The sequence below is a fragment of the Aquimarina sp. Aq107 genome (genome assembly GCF_943733665.1).
Taxonomy (GTDB): Bacteria; Bacteroidota; Bacteroidia; order Flavobacteriales; family Flavobacteriaceae; genus Aquimarina.
This window is the reverse complement of the sequence record NZ_OX030782.1, coordinates 650,574-672,452: the sequence shown is the minus strand read 5'-3', so window position 1 is coordinate 672,452 and position 21,879 is coordinate 650,574. Positions and strand designations below refer to the sequence as shown.

Annotated in this window: 2 protein-coding genes and 1 tRNA gene; all 3 read left to right on the top strand. The window is 35.7% G+C overall.

The features are described from left to right. Positions 1 to 43 precede the first annotated feature (43 nt). On the top strand, positions 44 to 271 hold the full coding sequence (locus tag NMK29_RS02540; RefSeq protein ID WP_108803328.1) for a putative signal transducing protein: 228 nt from the start codon (positions 44 to 46) through the stop codon (positions 269 to 271). Positions 272 to 315: 44 nt separating this feature from the next. Further along, a tRNA-Arg gene (locus tag NMK29_RS02535) sits at positions 316 to 389 on the top strand. Positions 390 to 904: 515 nt separating this feature from the next. Continuing rightward, a complete protein-coding gene (locus NMK29_RS02530; RefSeq protein ID WP_254097135.1) occupies positions 905 to 21,703 on the top strand; it encodes a Calx-beta domain-containing protein in 20,799 nt (6,932 codons plus the stop codon). The last annotated feature ends 176 nt before the right edge of the window (positions 21,704 to 21,879 follow it).

Here is a 21,879-nt window from a genome sequence, read left to right as displayed (position 1 = left end):
ATGAAAGTGTTTCATTCCGCTAATAATCTAATAAACTTAACATATGGAAAAGCATATAAATATATATACAGGAACATCTATCATGGTTAACAGACTAGCTTATCTATTAGATGAAATAAACATCCCTTTTATAATAAAAGATCACAAAGAATCAGGAAGATTAGCAGGTTTTGGAGCTATTGAAGGTTCAACTGAACTATTCGTTTATAATGATGATGCTAAAAAAGCTAGTGAAATCATCAAAAAATTTCAAAAAGAAATTTCAAAATAGTTTTATATTTTATGAAATACTCATATATTTGCACCCGCAAAAAAGGCCTCGTAGCATAACTGAATAGTGCACTTGATTACGGCTCAAGAGGTTGCAGGTTTGAATCCTGCCGAGGTCACTTTAAGCGGACAAATAAGTTAAAATTAACTTTTTGTCCGCTTTTTTTATTTGCATAAAATTTACATTAAAACAGTCTTAGTTTAAAAATATTCAAACATCAAAAAATCAATGATCAATTCACAATGAATATTTTTTCTCCCCATGTTTATTTAGAAAATTATTTATTTTGTAGTGTTAAAAAATGTGTTTAAAATGAAATAAAACATCAAGTTATGTTTTCACGACGAAGGTTAAAACTTACTCAAACAATACAAAAACCTCTTTTTTAACATAAAAAAAGCCTTTTTAACGTTTTTATTAACAAAAAAATTGTTCTTAACATATTTTAACTATACCTTTAAAATAATAAAACAAAGGGAATTCTCTCTCAATTTACTTACCCCATGATTGAGAAATTTCATAACAGCGTACTATATACATGCTCCATATTGGGACTATAAAACTTATTTCCTAATACTAAAAGAACACATGTGTTACTCTTGTTTAACTATTGGTATATTAATATGATTGAGAATGCTTGATTTTTTTATTTATCCTGTCAAATCTATCATCACCCTTGCAAGGAATTATTATATTTTACTGTTTTTATCTTTTGGAATTGTATATAATTTAAATGCTCAGGATGCCGAATTAATTTTTGATGGTCCCTCTTCAATCTGTATAGGTGAAACAACTTCTATACAGGTAATTATTGGAGCAAGTTTAGGACCTTATACGGTTGTTTACTCTGATGGTACTAGTAATTTCACAATTACGAATTACAACAGTGATTCTGATCCTGAAAGCCCAACTTTTGGTGGTGATCCTATTGTTATATCTCCCACAGTTACTACTACCTACTTTTTGGTAGATGTATTAGATAGTTTTGGTATACAACTTCCAATTAATGCCTCTGCAGTTACAGTAAATGTAAATCCTTTACCATCTAATATCAATACTACTATAAATTCGGGTAATCCTATTTGTTTTAATACTCCTTTTTTAATTGAAGCTTCAGCTACTGATGCTGCTACGTATGAGTTATGGAATGAGACTAATCTCATGAAAATTGGAGATATCCCTATTTCAATTTCAATTACTGCAAATACCAATTATACAGTACGAGCTATCAGTACCGAAGGATGTATTACATCGGCACCGATTACTACGACTTTAGAAAATACGATTCCTTCTATTATAGGAGAGGGTGATCAAACAATTAACACCGGCCTAGATAGTTGTAATCAAGTATTACCAGACTATACTTCCACCTTAACTGTTTCTGATAATTGTTCTACAATTGGTAACATCACATTGGTTCAAAACCCAGTTTCAGGCACTATTATAAGTGATCATAGTACGATACAAAATGTAATTATTACAGCTACTGATGAATCCGGAAATGAAAACACTTATAATTTTAATGTTACATTAATAGATAATCAAAACCCAATGATCACCTGTGTATCAGATCAGACTGAAGCAGGAGATGCCTTATGTGAGTATACACACTCTGATACGTTATGGGATGCTGTAGCGTCAGATAACTGTTCAATCAATTCGATATCATATGCCTTAAGTGGTGCATCTACAGGAACAGGAATCAGTTTAGATGGAGTAGCTTTTTCTCAAGGAATTACCACTGTAACGTGGACAGTAATAGATATTGCCGGTTTAGTTTCGACCTGTAGTTTTACTGTAGAAGTAACTGATGATACCAACCCTAGTATAAACTGTATTGCCGATCAAACCGAAATTACGGATAGCGGTCAATGTACCTATACAAAGAATAATAATTCTTGGGATGCTAATACAACTGATAATTGTGGAACTCCATCCATTACTTATGTACTCACTGGAGCTACCACAAATACTATTATTAATACTCTTAATGGTGCTTCTTTTAATGAAGGTGTTACAACTGTAACTGCTACTGCTTCAGACAGCTCTGGAAATGAGGACAGTTGTAGTTTTATCGTTACTATTAATGATATTGAAGTTCCGGAAATTATTAATCTTCCATCAGATATTACTATTAACAATACCTCAAATTCTTGTGATAGTGCAGTAACTTGGATAGTTCCTACTGCAAATGATAATTGTGGTATCCAAAGTTTTGAACAAACTTCTAATCCAACAACAGGTTTGATTAATGGAAGTAATTTTCCGGTTGGTACAACTACTATTACTTATACTGCTATAGATGATAATAGTAATACTACTGTTGAAAGTTTTAATGTCATAGTAGTTGATAATGAAATACCTGAAATTAATTGTCCTTCTACTATTACGCAAAACTCTGATCCTGGAGTTTGTGGAGCAGTTATCGTTTATACTCCACCTATTGGCACTGATAATTGCCCTAGTTCTAATACTTCTCAAATAGCTGGATTAGCTTCTGGAGCTACATTTCCTGTAGGTACTACAACAAATACTTTTGAAATTACAGATGCGTCGGGAAATTCGATTAGCTGTAGTTTTGATATTATCATTTTAGATATAGAAAATCCAACCATTGTTAATTTACCATCTGATATAAATACTAACAATGATATCGATGATTGTGGTGCAATTGTAAATTGGACAGAACCATCTTCTACAGATAATTGCCCTGGAAGCACAATTATTCAAACAGGAGGAAATACCAATGGTACTTTTTTTCCGATAGGAGATACTACAATTACCTACACTATTACTGATGCTTCCGGAAACAGTGTTGACAATAGTTTTACTGTTACAATAAACGACAATCAAATCCCTCTTATCCAAGATTGTCCTTCTAATATATCAAAACCAAGTAACTTAGGAACATGTTCCACTACTGTAAGCTGGACGGAACCCAGTGTTATAGATAACTGTAGTAATCCAGAGGATATTATTTGGGTAAGATCACATCTCCCTGGAGATACCTTCTCGGTTGGGACAACTACTGTAACCTATACAGCTACAGATGAATCTGGAAACCAAGGTCTTGTTTGTTCCTTTGATATTACTGTAGAAGATTTAGAAGCTCCGGTTTTAAGTAACTGTCCCACTGACATTACAATAAATTCAGATTCGGGAGCGTGTTTTGCAACGGCAAGCTGGGTGGAACCTACTGTTACGGATAATTGTACTATAGATACAGCTATTGTTTGGTCCAGTTCTCATAATTCTGGGGATAGCTTTCCAACAGGAACGACCACTGTGACCTATGTAGCAACCGATGAATCAGGCAATAACAGTAGTAATTGTAGTTTTACAATTACCGTAACTGATAATGAAGCACCTAATGTAATTTGCTTATCACCAACACTTGATTTGGATGCATCAGGGAATGTAACAATAACTAGTACCGATGTTGATGGTGGCACTACAGATAATTGCACAACCTCAGCTAATTTAACTTATACTTTTAATCAAACAGTTTTTAATTGTTCTAATTTAGGACCTAATGCGGTCCTTGTTACTGTTACTGATGAAGCTGGAAATTCGAGTATTTGTAATACAACGGTAACCATCACAGACACTAATGTTCCTGTATTAAATGCAAGTACAGAAACCACAAATGGAAATATAAGCGCAGATCTAGGATTCTGTTCCTATACTGTACAAGGATCACAATTCGACCCTACAGTATCTGACAATTGTCCTGGCACTATATTATCTTATACTGTTACTGGAGCTACTACGTTATCTGGAACGGGTTCCTTGGTGGGAGCAACTCTAGAGTTAGGAGCAAACACGATAAGCTGGACAGCTTCTGATGGCACTAATACTTCTACTCCATTAACATTTACCAAAACTGTAATAGACACTCAACAACCAACAGTCACCGCGGTGAGTAATCAGTTTAAAAATACGACAACTACTATCTGCGGATATATTGTATCCGGTAACGAGTTTGATGCGATTTTTGATGATAATTGTGGAATTACGTCTGTTTCCTATACTGTAAACTCTGATCCTTCTGTACTAGCATCTACGTTAGATGGGGTAACTATCCCCATTGGATTAAATACCATTGTATGGACTGCCAGTGATGGAGTAAACACAAGATCAACAAGCTTTAGAGTTACCGTTGTAGATAATGAGAATCCTGAAATTTCTATAATTAATGATATTACTGAGAATATTACTACAGGGTGTGATGCCATAGTAAATTGGACAGAACCTACAGTAACTGATAACTGTCCTGGCTTTACTTTAGAACAAATAAATGGATTATCTAGTGGTTCTGCTTTTTCAGTAGGAACTACAACCATAATCTACAGAGCTACAGATTCATCAGGTAATTTAGTAACTATGAGTTTTGATGTTACCGTAAATGACTTAACACCACCAGTATTAACTTGTGTTCCTGGAAGTACTATAAGTAGCCCATTTATAAGAGAAGCAGATATTGGTAATTGCTCTTATACTGTTCAGGGAACAGAATTCGATCCTACTACAGAAGATGGTTGTGATGTAGATTCTGCTACAAATTCCTTTGACGGAACCACAACATTAGCAAATAAAATTTTACCAGTTGGTATCAATACAATTATATGGACTGCCACAGATGAGAACGGAAATAGCTCTAGTTGTACTATTTATGTTTCTGTAGAAGATAATCAAATGCCTACTTTTACTGCACCTACAGGAAATTTTGTACGAAATACTGATCCTTCTCAATGTTTTTTCACAGTAAATGATGCTAGTTTTGATTTACAAAATATTGCGGATAATTGTGATTTAGAAGATCCAACATATACTATTACAAAAGAGGGGATTACTGTTTTTACAGGAAATACTTCTTTGTCTGGTTTACAACTTCCAAAAGACGAAACAAACCCTTATATAGTTCAATGGACATTAAGTGATGTTAATGGAAATTCAGTAGATGCTGGTACATTTACAATAACGATATCGGATAATCAAGCACCAACATTTGTTTGTAATGGTAATGTGATTAGAAATATTTCAGGTGGATTGTGCGACTATACTGTACAAGGTGCAGAGTTTAATCTTACTTCATTAGCCGATAATTGTGATGTATCAGGTGATTTAACTGTTTCCTATATTTTAGATGGAGTTTCTGGTGGCGCTTCAAGCTCTTTAGAAAATGAAATATTGTCTGCTGGAGTTCATACAGTAATTTGGAATGTAACTGATGTAATTGGAAACACAGCAAGTTGTGAATTTAATATTACTATAATTGACAATGATGGCCCTTCTATTTCTACAGTAGCGGATCAAACAGAAAATGCAACTGCTACAAGTTGCGTTTATACTGTTGTAGGAAACGAATTTGATCCAACTACTGTAACAGATAATTGCCCTGGAGTGGTTTTAGTAAATAATCAAAACGGAACTAATACCTTGGCTGGGTTTGATTTTCCATTAGGTATTACAGTTGTAGTATGGACTGCTACTGATGCTGGGGGTAATGTGGCTGTAATAGAATATCAAGTAGAAGTCTTGGATGTAGATCCTCCTGATTTTGAATTAATTGCTAGCTCTGATACCGTAGTTACTACTACACAATCAACCAGTAATGAAGATTGTTTTTATGAAACTGTGGGGTCAGAATTTGATCCTCAAGCAATAACAGATAATTGTACACTTGAAAATTTTACTGTTGTAAACGATTATAACAATTTTAGCTCTCTAGCTTTCGCTACCTTTCCAGTTGGGACGACCACAGTAAATTGGAGCATTACAGATAATGCAGGAAATACAATAACTAAAACATTAGAATTAACGGTTGTAGATGATATAAGTCCCACAATTGATTGTCCTTCTAGTACGATTACTAGGGTAAGGGATATTGGAGAATCTTTTTACACGGTAAGAAACAGAGAATTGCAACCCAATGTTGATGATAATTGCGCGCTAGCTTCTTATACATATGTTATCTCAGGTGCCACTGCGGGTTCAGGTACCAATATTGCAGGCACCACATTAAACCAAGGATTAAATATTATTACCTGGACAGCAACAGATACGGCAGTACCAGCAAACACACAAATTTGTTTAATTACTGTTGATGTTGTTGATAGTGTGTTTCCTTCTTTAAGCTGTGTTGACAATCAGGTAAAAGATACAGATACAAACCAATGTACATATACTGCACAGGGAACAGAGTTTGATCCTTTTGCATCAACAGCAGGTGCAACATTAGTGAACGATTATAACAATTTAGCTACATTGGATGAAGCGATTTTCCCAGAAGGAATAACATTGGTTACTTGGACCGCTTCTCAAGTGGTCGAAGGTGTAACCTATACAGATATTTGTAACTTCTTTGTAACCGTAAATGATAATGAACTCCCTTCTATAACTGCTCCCGCAGATATTACTACAGGAACTACAGGGAATTGTATGGCAGAAGTTACTGCATTAGGAACGCCAATTACATCTGATAATTGTGGAGTATCAAGAGTTTGGAATAATATTATTAATAATAGTTTTAGTTTGGGGACACAATCAGTTACCTGGTTTGTAGAAGATATTCATGGAAATATTTCTTTTACCACCCAAGACATTACAATAGTAGATGATGATGCTCCTTCTTTTAATTGTAGATCTAATATTACAAGAAGAGTAGATCAAGGACAAAATTTTTATACTGTTTTTGGAGATGAATTTAAACCGTTTAGAATTTTTGACTGCTCTTCATTTACAACAATTAATGATTTTAATAATACTGATAGTCTATCGGGAGTTCAATTTCCAGAGGGAACTACAATAGTTACCTGGACCTTTACAGATATACTAGGTAATATCTCAACCTGCGTAATGAATATTACAATTACTGATGATACAGATACATCACCACCAGTAACTTGTAGACAAAATCAATCTAGAAATACAGATACAAATATCTGTACATATACGGTTCAAGGAACTGAAATGGATGTTTCTTCTACAGCTCCAGGAGTTACTTTCACATATACGTTAGCAGGTGCAACTACAGGAACAGGAGGTTCTAGTCTGAGTGGGATTGTATTAAACAGAGGAGAAACTATTGTTACCTGGAATGCCGATAACGGCTCCAATTCTAACTCCTACTGTATCTATAGTATTTTTGTAATTGACAATGAAGATCCAGTCATTACTTGGCCTGCAGATATAAATGTTAATGCGGACTTGGGTGATTGCGTAGCTACTGGTGTAAACTTAGGTGCTCCAACATCTACAGATAACTGTGATGGACCAATTGATATTGTTTATACCCAATCTACAAGTGAAACTACTTTTGAATTAGGAGAAACACTTGTTTTTTGGTCAGCCAGAGATATCAGAGGTAATTTTCAGTTTTTTACACAACGTGTTACAGTGACGGATAATCAAGCCCCTGTAATCGACTGTCCTGTGGTTACCTATTATAGAGAATACTCAAATGGTTCGAATTTCTATTACGTAAATGGAAATGAATTTACTCCTCCGGTATCAGATAATTGCGAAGTAATTTCATATACAAATAACAGAACAGGAACTGGATTTTTAAATGGAGAAGAACTAACAGCTGGCTCATATATTTTTACTTGGACTGCTAGTGATGGAACAAATACTACCACTTGTGATGTTAATCTAATTGTTGTAGATGCACTTGAACCAGAAACTGCTTGTTCTAACAATGCTACAGAACCTGCAGATAATGGTTCTTGTAACTACACAATACCTATTGGAAATACTGGGTTTGACGCTACCTTTGTATCCGTTACTGGAGATTCTAGAACGCTAACGCATGATCTTCCTGGAGCTCCTTCAAATACCACTTTAGCAGGTGCAGAAATACCATTAGGAACAACCACTATTACTTGGACTGCTTCTCAAACAATAGGTGGTACGGTATATACGAACACTTGTAGTTTTAATTTTACCGTGGAAGATGAAGAAGGTCCGGTATTAGACACTCCTTTTGATGATGTAATTTTAAATGTAACTCCAGGGACCTGTAACAATACAATTACATTAACTCCTCCTACAGCAACGGATAATTGTTCCGAACCTGGCGACATCACCATTACTAGTAATGCTCCTACTACTTTCCTTTTAGGAGTTACTTCAGTTAGATGGGTATTAACAGACGAAGCAGGAAATCAGGCAAATTATGATCAGTTAGTAACAGTAGTTGATAATGAAGCTCCAACCATAACAAATTGTCCAAGTTCTGAAATAATAGTTGCAGCTGAAGGAAACTCTTGTCAGGCTGCTGTATCTTGGCCTGCGTTAACAGCTACTGATCTTTGTTCGGGTACAGATTCTTTTATATCAAACTTTGCTCCTGGCAGTTTATTTGATATAGGAACTACAACGGTTATTTACACGGCTACTGACAACGATGGTAATGTTTCTACCTGTTCTTTTGATGTCACTGTTACTGACGCACCTCCGACTATTACTTGTGTAGCTGATCAAACAAGAAATACAGATGCTGATAGTTGCTCATATACCGTAATAGGAAACGAATTAGATCCAATAGAAGCAACTGATAATTGCACAGCACCTGTATTAACTTGGAATTTTATAAATCCAGATACCAACATACTAATTACAGGAACAAATACACTTTCTGGAGTGACCATTCCCAGAGGCCCTGAAAATGGGGTTAATACAGGACGAATAACGATCAACTGGTCATCAGAAGATTCTAATGGACAAATAAGTAGTTGTTCTTATACATTAACGATTAACGATAATGAACCCCCCAGCATTATAGTTTTAGGAAATCAGGTAAGGCCTACAGATTTAAATCAAAATTTTTATACAGTTCAAGGAACTGAATTTGATGAAGTAACCGCTTCAGACAATTGTGGAATTGTTACTACTCTAGTAAATGAATTTAATTTAGGAACTTTAGATGGACAACAATTACCTATAGGTGAAAATACGATTACCTGGGAAGCAACGGATGACAATGGAAATGTAGGTACCGCAATTTTTACGGTCACTATTATAGATACAGAAGAGCCTCGCCTACTCTCAGCTCCAACCGATATTTCTGTAAACATATCGAGTGGTTGTTCCGCAGAAGTTAATTATACTCCCCCAACATTTATTGATAACGTTACTGATGAAGTAGATTTAGCTATTATAATTACACCAGATGTAGCTGTTCCAGGATACGAATTTCCTTTAGGAGATACCAATGTAACATATGCTGTAACTGATGAAGCTGGAAACACCTTTAACTATAGCTTTACCATTAGTGTAATAGATAATATCTTGCCCACAATCAACTGCCCAACAGGGGACTTAGGAAATCAATTTAACCGAGACACGGATGCTGGAGAAGCATTTTATACGGCATCAGGAATAGAATTTGACCCTACTAATTTTAGCGATAACTGCGACGTCACCTTAAGTAATGATTATAATAATAACACCTCTTTAGCCGGTGAAACATTCCCTATAGGAACTACAATGGTTAATTGGACCGCTACAGATGATAGCAACAATGCTTTTTCATGTAGTATTGATGTAGTGATTACAGATACGGAGTTACCTGTGATAAATAATTGTCCGGATGCTACAGTAGCGCAAAATGCTGAAGCTGGGGAATGTTATTATCAAGTTGTCGGTTCAGAATTTGATCCTTTTTCTTTCGAAGATAACGCTGGTTTATCAAGACTCACATATTCTATAAATGGAGCGGCAGAAATTGGATCAGATTTAAGCACCACCCTATCGGGAGAACAAATTCCTGTGGGAACCATAGCTAATCCTAATATCACAGTACTTTGGCGTTTATATGACACAAGCGATAACGTAAGTGCTACCTGTACTACAGAATTTACTATCACAGATACACAAAGTCCAACCTTCGTTACTATAGCTACACAAACAAGAAGTTTAAACACTGGATTTAACACCTATACAGCAACAAATACAACCGATTCATCGTGGGACATTCCTGCTACTGATAACTGCGATTTACTAACCATAACCTATCAGATTGATGGAGGAAGTATTATTGGAACCGATCTGTCAACCTCTATTATTGGAGAAAGTTTTGGAATTGGAGTTCATGATGTCGTCTGGGAAGCTACCGATGTAAACGGTAATACAAATACAGGCACATATCAAGTCATCATTACCGATGATGAAGATCCAACAGTAGTGTGTAATGACATCACCATACAATTAGATAACACTGGAAATTATGCGTTAACAACGGACAATATTAACGCAATTTCTTTAGGAACCTCGGATCCTAGTGGAATTGCTAGTTTGGTAATCACACCAAATACATTTACATGTACTGAAATAGGATTAAATACTGTAACACTAACCGTAACCGATAACAACGGAAATATCAGTAGTTGTAATGCAACATTAACAGTAGAGGATGTAACACCTCCTACTGCCTTATGTACTCCTATATCTATTGTTTTAGATGCCTTTGGAAATGCTAGTATAACCCCAGAAGATATCAATAATGGATCATCTGATGCATGTGGAGCTGTTAGTCTGGCAATTAGTGAGACAACTTTTGATTGTACAAATCTAGGAACAAATACCGTAACTCTAACAGTAACAGATCTTGCTGGAAATAGTAATACTTGTGATGCCATAGTAACAATCCTGGATGATATCGATCCTGTGGCGGTTTGCCAAAATATTACTGTTGATCTTGATGCTACAGGTAATGTTAGTATTACAGGTTTAGATATTGATAATGGCTCTTTTGATAATTGTCAGGATTCTCTAGTAAGGACACTAAGTAAAAATGATTTTGATTGTAACGATGTTGGTGCGAACACAGTTACTTTAACGATCACAGACACTACAGGTAATTCAGATACTTGTACCGCTATTGTAACTGTAGAAGACAATGTTCCTCCTATTGCTCTTGCACAAGACATTACTATAAACTTGGATAATATAGGTAACGCTGCTATAACTCCGGCTGATATTGATAATGGTTCTTCTGATAGTTGTGGCATAGCTTCTATAACACTAGACATAACTGATTTTGATTGCTCTAATCTTGGAGCTAATCCAGCTACAAATACTGTTACTCTTACAGTAACAGATGTTAATAATAATGTATCTACAGCTACTGCATTGGTAACCGTAGAAGATGATATCGCTCCTATAATAACGTGTATTGCATCGCAGATCGTCGGAACTGATAGTGATAAATGTGGATATGAACATAGTGGTACAGCCTGGGATGCCACTGCTTCTGACGGATGTATTACTATAAATGATCTTACTTATGCCCTATCTGGAGATACAATATTAGCCGATAATCCAACAAATACTTCTTTAAATGGACAACTATTTAATACTGGTATTACTACAGTAACCTGGACAGCAATTGATGGTAGTGGTGTTTCTTCTCAATGTTCTTATACTGTTACTGTTAATGACACAACACCCCCAATTGCTATTGGTCAGGATATATCTATACAATTAGATGCTAGCGGCACGGTAAGCATTACTGCAAATGATATTAACAATGGTTCTTCGGATAATTGTGGAATCCAAAGTTTAGTAATTGATAAAACTGATTTTACATGTGCTGATTTTGGCACAAATACTGTTACACTAACGGTTACTGATACTAGTGGAAATATAACAACTGATAATGTAATTGTCACTGTTCAAGACACTATAAACCCCGTTGTTTCCTGCACTCCAATTACGATTCAATTAGATGCTAACGGAACCTATAACCTATCTAATATAGATGTAGATTCAATTGCTTTTGGATCCTCGGATAACTGCCCTAATTTTACAGCAAGTGTATCGCCCAATACATTTTCATGCGCTGAAATAGGTGACAATACAGTTACACTTACAATAACTGATATTGCCGGGAACACCAATAGTTGTACAACAACGATAACCGTTCAAGATATTACACCCCCAATTGCAGTTTGTCAAGATATCACCATCCAATTAGATGAATTCGGAGATGCTAATATTTTAGCACAAGATTTAGATAATGGTTCTTCAGACTCTTGTGGAATAAACCTATTTACCGTTGATCAAAATTCTTTTGATTGTTCAGACATAGGTCAAAACACAGTAACATTAACCGTTACAGATGTTAATGGAAATCAATCGACTTGTACTGCAATTGTAACGGTAGAAGATAACATATCTCCTGTATTCACTACCTGTCCATCAAACCAATCCGTAGTAACAGACAATGCTCTTTGTAACTATACAAATCCTGATAATAGCTTAAACCCTATTGCTACTGATAATTGCGACACCTCACCTGTATTAACCTACACTCTTACTGGTGCTACAACCACTATCACAGGAACTAACACCGATCTTAATGGACAAATATTTGAACAGGGGACTACTACTGTAATCTGGACGGTTTTAGATGCAGAAAATAATAGCAACAGTTGTTCTTATACAGTAACAGTAACAGATACCGAAGATCCGGTGGCAATATGTCAAACAGCCACCATTCAGTTACTAAGAGATGGTACAGCATCCTTAACAACAACAGATATAGACAATAATTCTACTGATAATTGTTCCATTTCTATCTATGAAATATCAAAAGATGATATTACATATAGTTCATCATTAACATATATTTGTTCTGAAATTGGAACTAACACTGTTTATTTAAGGGTTACTGATTCTTCTGGACGTACCAATGTGTGCAGCACTACAGTTATCGTAGAAGATACACAATCCCCTACTTTGGATGATTTAACAGATAGAAATGTAGTTACAGATACTAATGTATGTACCTATACACATACAGACAATACTTGGAATCCAATTGACAATTGTGATCCTAATCCAACAATTACTTATACACTAACGGGAGCTACTACAGTAGTTACAGGGGTCAATACTACCCTAAACGGTCAAATTTTTGAACCTGGAACCACTACCGTAACTTGGACGGTATCAGATAATGCTTCTCCGTCTAATACAGGAACAGTTAATTTTAACGTCATTGTTACTGATAATGAAACACCAACGATTTCTTGTCCATCAAATATTATTCAGGATGTTGATAATGGAGGGGATTCGTCTGTTGTAGTTTCCGGTATTCCTGCTCCAACATATGCAGATAATTGTGCCGTAACCAAATTGACTTATGAACTTTCAGGTGCAACAACTTCAGCTGCTCAGGCATCGGGAATCAATGAATTGAGTAGTATTAGTTTTAATTTAGGAACAACTACAGTAACCTATACTGCCGAGGATACAGCTGGGAATACAGAAACGTGTACCTTCTTAGTAACCATAAATGCATTACCCGATAATACGGTTATCGTTTCAGAAACTTCTATACAAACTTCAGAAGATTTAACAACAGATACCTTTACAGTTGTATTACCTTTTGCGCCTTCTGGAAATGTAGTTTTTAATGTATCGAGTGATGATCTTACAGAAGGAACTGTATCTGCTAATACACTAACATTTAATGCATCTAATTGGAATATACCTCAGACAGTAACTATAACAGGTGTTAATGATGATCTTGATGACGGTGATATTAATTATAACATCATCTTAACTACGGATCAAGCTGCAACTGATGATTTATCAGGATATGAAAATGTTGACCCAGCAGATGTTGCTGCCATAAATTTAGATAATGATACTGCAGGCGTAACTGTATCTGCAATTTCTGGTAATACTACTGAAAATAATGGCACTGCTACCTTTACCGTTGTCCTTAATACTGAACCTACAGAAAATGTTACTATCACCCTTTCTAGTAATGACCTAACTGAAAGCGATACGTTTAGTCCTGTTTCCTTAACATTTATACCTGCAGATTGGGATAATCCTCAAATTGTAACTGTTACGGGTAAAGATGATGATATTGTGGATGGAGATATTACATATACTATAGTTACTAGTAATACGACTTCTTCAGATCCTAAATATGATTCGTTGGTTGTGGATGATGTTAGTGTTATTAATGAAGATAACGATAATGCAGGGTTTATTGTCACTCCTACTTCAATAACCACTTCTGAAACTGGAGCAACAGCTACATATACGATTGTATTAACCAGTCGACCAGCTTCTGATATAGAAGATCGTGTCGTAATTATAGATGTGGCAAGTAATAATACAAATGAAGGGACAGTAGATACATCTTCTTTAACGTTTACTGTTGCAAACTGGAATATTCCACAAACTGTGACTGTAACAGGTATAGATGACATTCTTGTAGACGGTAGTATCCCATATACCATTGTAAATACAATAAATACAACATTAACTACGGATGATAATTATGATCTACTAGATCCTGATGATGTAGCTGTTAATAATACAGATGATGATGCAGCTCTTCTTTCTATTGATAGTGTCACAGAGACTGAAGGTGACTCAGGAACGATTGATTATGAGTTTACCGTTACTCATTCTGGTGCTGAAGTTGTTGGTGGATATGGGGTGACATTCTTTACTTCTAATGTTGAAGCCAGAGCACCATCCGATTTTACAGCCAATGGAGGTGTTATTAATTTCGCAACTGGTGCTATCGGAGAAACACAGATCATCACAATATCTGTTAATGGAGATACTGCAGTAGAGATTAATGAAACATTTAATGTGGTGCTTAATAGTGTAATTGCTCCAGGCAAAGATATTACTATTGATCCTGCAGGAAAAACCGGTGTCGGTACCATTATCAATGATGATAGTTCTTCTTTATCTATTTCTGATGTATCTATAACAGAAGGAAACTCAGGTACATCTTTACTCACATTTACCGCAGAACTAAGTGGAGAAGTTGAAGATGGCTTAACCGTTGATTATACTACTGCTGATGGAACAGCAACAACTGCTAACTCTGATTATGTGGCTAATATAGGAACACTAACATTCGAGGGTTTAGCAAACGAACAAGAAACTATTGAGATTACTATTAACGGAGACGAAATTATAGAACTAGATGAATCCTTCTTAGTAAACTTAAGTAATATCACTACAGTATCAGCTCCAAATTCATCCATTACCTTTAGTGATGATTCCGCTGTTGGAACTATTACCAATGATGATGATGCCATAATTTCTATAACGGGTTTTAATGTAAGTGAAAATATTGGCTCTGCTGATTTTACAATTTCAACAGATAAAGCAATACAAAATGAAATAACATTAGAATTCCTTACTTCTGATATCTCTGCAATTGCTGGATCTGATTATACAGAAATTACAACTACTCTTCTGACATTTGGAGGATCAAACTCAGAAAGTCAAACAGTAAGCGTTCCAATTACTGATGATACTATTATTGAGCCAAGCGAAACTCTAAATGGAACTATTAACAACCTAGTAACAAATGGTCAAAGTATTACCCTAAACGGTAATGTTAATAATCTTTCTGCTATTGGCGAAATACTTGATAATGATACTGCTACTTTAAGTATCAATGATGTAAGTGTCAATGAAGATGATGGAACAGCTACTTTTACGGTTACGCTAACAGGGAATGTACAGAACGACTTTACCATAGATTACAGTACTGCTGATAATACAGCAATCACAGGTGATGATTATACAACAATAGCCGCAACAACACTGACCTTTGGAGGAACTAATAACAATATACAAACCTTTAGTGTAACTATACTTGATAATAACATTGCGGAACCTACGGAAACCTATTTTGTGAATCTAAGCAATCTACAAACCAATGGACAAACAGGAATAACTATTACAGAGAACCAAGGAACAGGGGAAATACTTGATAATGATAGTCTGGAACTGAGCATTGCAGGATTTACAGTCACTGAAAATGAAGCTACACAAACAGCAAACTTTACGGTAACTAGTAATATACCAGCGGAAGAAAATATCATATTTACTCTTACTACATCTGATGCAACAGCAATTGATGGGGATGACTATACAGCACAAACTACACAGTCCTATACACTAATCGCTGGTCAAACAGCTATTAATTTACCTGTATCTATACTGGGAGATCTTATTGCTGAACCTACAGAAACATTTACTGGAACTATAGCTCTTACCAATGCTAATGCTCAACAAGTAGCTATTACAACAGATACCGCAACAGCAGAAATACTTGATAATGATAGTATGGAACTGAGCATTGCAGGATTTACAATCACTGAAAATGAAGCTACACAAACAGCAAACTTTACGGTAACTAGTAATATACCAGCGGAAGAAAATATCATATTTACTCTTACTACATCTGATGCAACAGCAATTGATGGGGATGACTATACAGCACAAACTACACAGTCCTATACACTAATCGCTGGTCAAACAGCTATTAATTTACCTGTATCTATACTGGGAGATCTTATTGCTGAACCTACAGAAACATTTACTGGAACTATAGCTCTTACCAATACTAATGCTCAACAAGTAACTATTACAACAGATACCGCAACAGCAGAAATACTTGATAATGATAGTATGGAACTGAGCATTGCAGGATTTACAATCACTGAAAATGAAGCTACACAAACAGCAAACTTTACGGTAACTAGTAATATACCAGCGGAAGAAAATATCATATTTACTCTTACTACATCTGATGCAACAGCAATTGATGGGGATGACTATACAGCACAAACTACACAGTCCTATACACTAATCGCTGGTCAAACAGCTATTAATTTACCTGTATCTATACTGGGAGATCTTATTGCTGAACCTACAGAAACATTTACTGGAACTATAGCTCTTACCAATGCTAATGCTCAACAAGTAGCTATTACAACAGATACCGCAACAGCAGAAATACTTGATAATGATAGTATGGAACTGAGCATTGCAGGATTTACAATCACTGAAAATGAAGCTACACAAACAACAAACTTTACGGTAACTAGTAATATACCAGCGGAAGAAAATATCATATTTACTCTTACTACATCTGATGCAACAGCAATTGATGGGGATGACTATACAGCACAAACTACACAGTCCTATACACTAATCGCTGGTCAAACAGCTATTAATTTACCTGTATCTATACTGGGAGATCTTATTGCTGAACCTACAGAAACATTTACTGGAACTATAGCTCTTACCAATGCTAATGCTCAACAAGTAGCCATTACAACAGATACCGCAACAGCAGAAATACTTGATAATGATAGTCTGGAACTGAGCATTGCAGGATTTACAATCACTGAAAATGAAGCTACACAAACAGCAAACTTTACGGTAACTAGTAATATACCAGCGGAAGAAAATATCATATTTACTCTTACTACATCTGATGCAACAGCAATTGATGGGGATGACTATACAGCACAAACTACACAATCCTATACACTAATCGCTGGTCAGACAGCTATTAATTTACCTGTATCTATACTGGGGGATCTTATAGCTGAACCTACAGAAACATTTACTGGAACTATAGCTCTTACCAATACTAATGCTCAACAAGTAACTATTACAACAGATACCGCAACAGCAGAAATACTTGATAATGATAGTCTGGAACTGAGCATTGCAGGATTTACAATCACTGAAAATGAAGCTACACAAACAGCAAACTTTACGGTAACTAGTAATATACCAGCGGAAGAAAATATCATATTTACTCTTACTACATCTGATGCAACAGCAATTGATGGGGATGACTATACAGCACAAACTACACAGTCCTATACACTAATCGCTGGTCAGACAGCTATTAATTTACCTGTATCTATACTGGGGGATCTTATAGCTGAACCTACAGAAACATTTACTGGAACTATAGCTCTTACCAATGCTAATGCTCAACAAGTAACCATTACAACAGATACCGCAACAGCAGAAATACTTGATAATGATACTGCTACTTTAAGTATCAATGATGTAAGTGTCAATGAAGATGATGGAACAGCTACTTTTACGGTTACACTAACAGGGAATGTACAGAACGACTTTACCATAGATTACAGTACTGCTGATAATACAGCAATCACAGGTGATGATTATACAACAATAGCCGCAACAACACTGACCTTTGGAGGAACTAATAACAATATACAAACCTTTAGTGTAACTATACTTGATAATAACATTGCGGAACCTACGGAAACCTATTTTGTGAATCTAAGCAATCTACAAACCAATGGACAAACAGGAATAACTATTACAGAGAACCAAGGAACAGGGGAAATACTTGATAATGATAGTCTGGAACTGAGCATTGCAGGATTTACAATCACTGAAAATGAAGCTACACAAACAGCAAACTTTACGGTAACTAGTAATATACCAGCGGAAGAAAATATCATATTTACTCTTACTACATCTGATGCAACAGCAATTGATGGGGATGACTATACAGCACAAACTACACAGTCCTATACACTAATCGCTGGTCAGACAGCTATTAATTTACCTGTATCCATACTGGGAGATCTTATTGCTGAACCTACAGAAACATTTACTGGAACTATAGCTCTTACCAATGCTAATGCTCAACAAGTAACTATTACAACAGATACCGCAACAGCAGAAATACTTGATAATGATAGTCTGGAACTGAGCGTTGCAGGATTTACAATCACTGAAAATGAAGCTACACAAACAGCAAACTTTACGGTAACTAGTAATATACCAGCGGAAGAAAATATCATATTTACTCTTACTACATCTGATGCAACAGCAATTGATGGGGATGACTATACAGCACAAACTACACAGTCCTATACACTAATCGCTGGTCAGACAGCTATTAATTTACCTGTATCTATACTGGGAGATCTTATTGCTGAACCTACAGAAACATTTACTGGAACTATAGCTCTTACCAATACTAATGCTCAACAAGTAGCTATTACAACAGATACCGCAACAGCAGAAATACTTGATAATGATACTGCTACTTTAAGTATCAATGATGTAAGTGTCAATGAAGATGATGGAACAGCTACTTTTACGGTTACGCTAACAGGGAATGTACAGAACGACTTTACCATAGATTACAGTACTGCTGATAATACAGCAATCACAGGTGATGATTATACAACAATAGCCGCAACAACACTGACCTTTGGAGGAACTAATAACAATATACAAACCTTTAGTGTAACTATACTTGATAATAACATTGCGGAACCTACGGAAACCTATTTTGTGAATCTAAGCAATCTACAAACCAATGGACAAACAGGAATAACTATTACAGAGAACCAAGGAACAGGGGAAATACTTGATAATGATAGTCTGGAACTGAGCATTGCAGGATTTACAGTCACTGAAAATGAAGCTACACAAACAGCAAACTTTACGGTAACTAGTAATATACCAGCGGAAGAAAATATCATATTTACTCTTACTACATCTGATGCAACAGCAATTGATGGGGATGACTATACAGCACAAACTACACAGTCCTATACACTAATCGCTGGTCAAACAGCTATTAATTTACCTGTATCTATACTGGGAGATCTTATTGCTGAACCTACAGAAACATTTACTGGAACTATAGCTCTTACCAATACTAATGCTCAACAAGTAACTATTACAACAGATACCGCAACAGCAGAAATACTTGATAATGATAGTCTGGAACTGAGCATTGCAGGATTTACAATCACTGAAAATGAAGCTACACAAACAGCAAACTTTACGGTAACTAGTAATATACCAGCGGAAGAAAATATCATATTTACTCTTACTACATCTGATGCAACAGCAATTGATGGGGATGACTATACAGCACAAACTACACAGTCCTATACACTAATCGCTGGTCAAACAGCTATTAATTTACCTGTATCTATACTGGGAGATCTTATTGCTGAACCTACAGAAACATTTACTGGAACTATAGCTCTTACCAATGCTAATGCTCAACAAGTAGCTATTACAACAGATACCGCAACAGCAGAAATACTTGATAATGATAGTATGGAACTGAGCATTGCAGGATTTACAATCACTGAAAATGAAGCTACACAAACAACAAACTTTACGGTAACTAGTAATATACCAGCGGAAGAAAATATCATATTTACTCTTACTACATCTGATGCAACAGCAATTGATGGGGATGACTATACAGCACAAACTACACAGTCCTATACACTAATCGCTGGTCAAACAGCTATTAATTTACCTGTATCTATACTGGGAGATCTTATTGCTGAACCTACAGAAACATTTACTGGAACTATAGCTCTTACCAATGCTAATGCTCAACAAGTAGCCATTACAACAGATACCGCAACAGCAGAAATACTTGATAATGATAGTCTGGAACTGAGCATTGCAGGATTTACAATCACTGAAAATGAAGCTACACAAACAGCAAACTTTACGGTAACTAGTAATATACCAGCGGAAGAAAATATCATATTTACTCTTACTACATCTGATGCAACAGCAATTGATGGGGATGACTATACAGCACAAACTACACAATCCTATACACTAATCGCTGGTCAGACAGCTATTAATTTACCTGTATCTATACTGGGAGATCTTATAGCTGAACCTACAGAAACATTTACTGGAACTATAGCTCTTACCAATACTAATGCTCAACAAGTAGCTATTATAACAGATACCGCAACAGCAGAAATACTTGATAATGATAGTCTGGAACTGAGCATTGCAGGATTTACAATCACTGAAAATGAAGCTACACAAACAGCAAACTTTACGGTAACTAGTAATATACCAGCGGAAGAAAATATCATATTTACTCTTACTACATCTGATGCAACAGCAATTGATGGGGATGACTATACAGCACAAACTACACAGTCCTATACACTAATCGCTGGTCAGACAGCTATTAATTTACCTGTATCTATACTGGGAGATCTTATTGCTGAACCTACAGAAACATTTACTGGAACTATAGCTCTTACCAATACTAATGCTCAACAAGTAACTATTACAACAGATACCGTAACAGCAGAAATACTTGATAATGATAGTCTGGAACTGAGCATTGCAGGATTTACAATCACTGAAAATGAAGCTACACAAACAGAAAACTTTACGGTAACTAGTAATATACCAGCGGAAGAAAATATCATATTTACTCTTACTACATCTGATGCAACAGCGATTGATGGGGATGACTATACAGCACAAACTACACAGTCCTATACACTAATCGCTGGTCAAACAGCTATTAATTTACCTGTATCTATACTGGGAGATCTTATAGCTGAACCTACAGAAACATTTACTGGAACTATAGCTCTTACCAATACTAATGCTCAACAAGTAGCTATTACAACAGATACCGCAACAGCAGAAATACTTGATAATGATAGTCTGGAACTGAGCATTGCAGGATTTACAATCACTGAAAATGAAGCTACACAAACAGCAAACTTTACGGTAACTAGTAATATACCAGCGGAAGAAAATATCATATTTACTCTTACTACATCTGATGCAACAGCGAATTGATGGGGATGACTATACAGCACAAACTACACAGTCCTATACACTAATCGCTGGTCAAACAGCTATTAATTTACCTGTATCTATACTGGGAGATCTTATTAGCTGAACCTACAGAAACATTTACTGGAACTATAGCTCTTACCAATGCTAATGCTCAACAAGTAGCCTATTACAACAGA

Bases quoted from the DNA above. Each gene is read 5' to 3' on its own strand.
- NMK29_RS02530 (WP_254097135.1), top strand. From the start codon at position 905: ATGCTTGATTTTTTTATTTATCCTGTCAAATCTATCATCACCCTTGCA.
- NMK29_RS02540 (WP_108803328.1), top strand. From the start codon at position 44: ATGGAAAAGCATATAAATATATATACAGGAACATCTATCATGGTTAAC.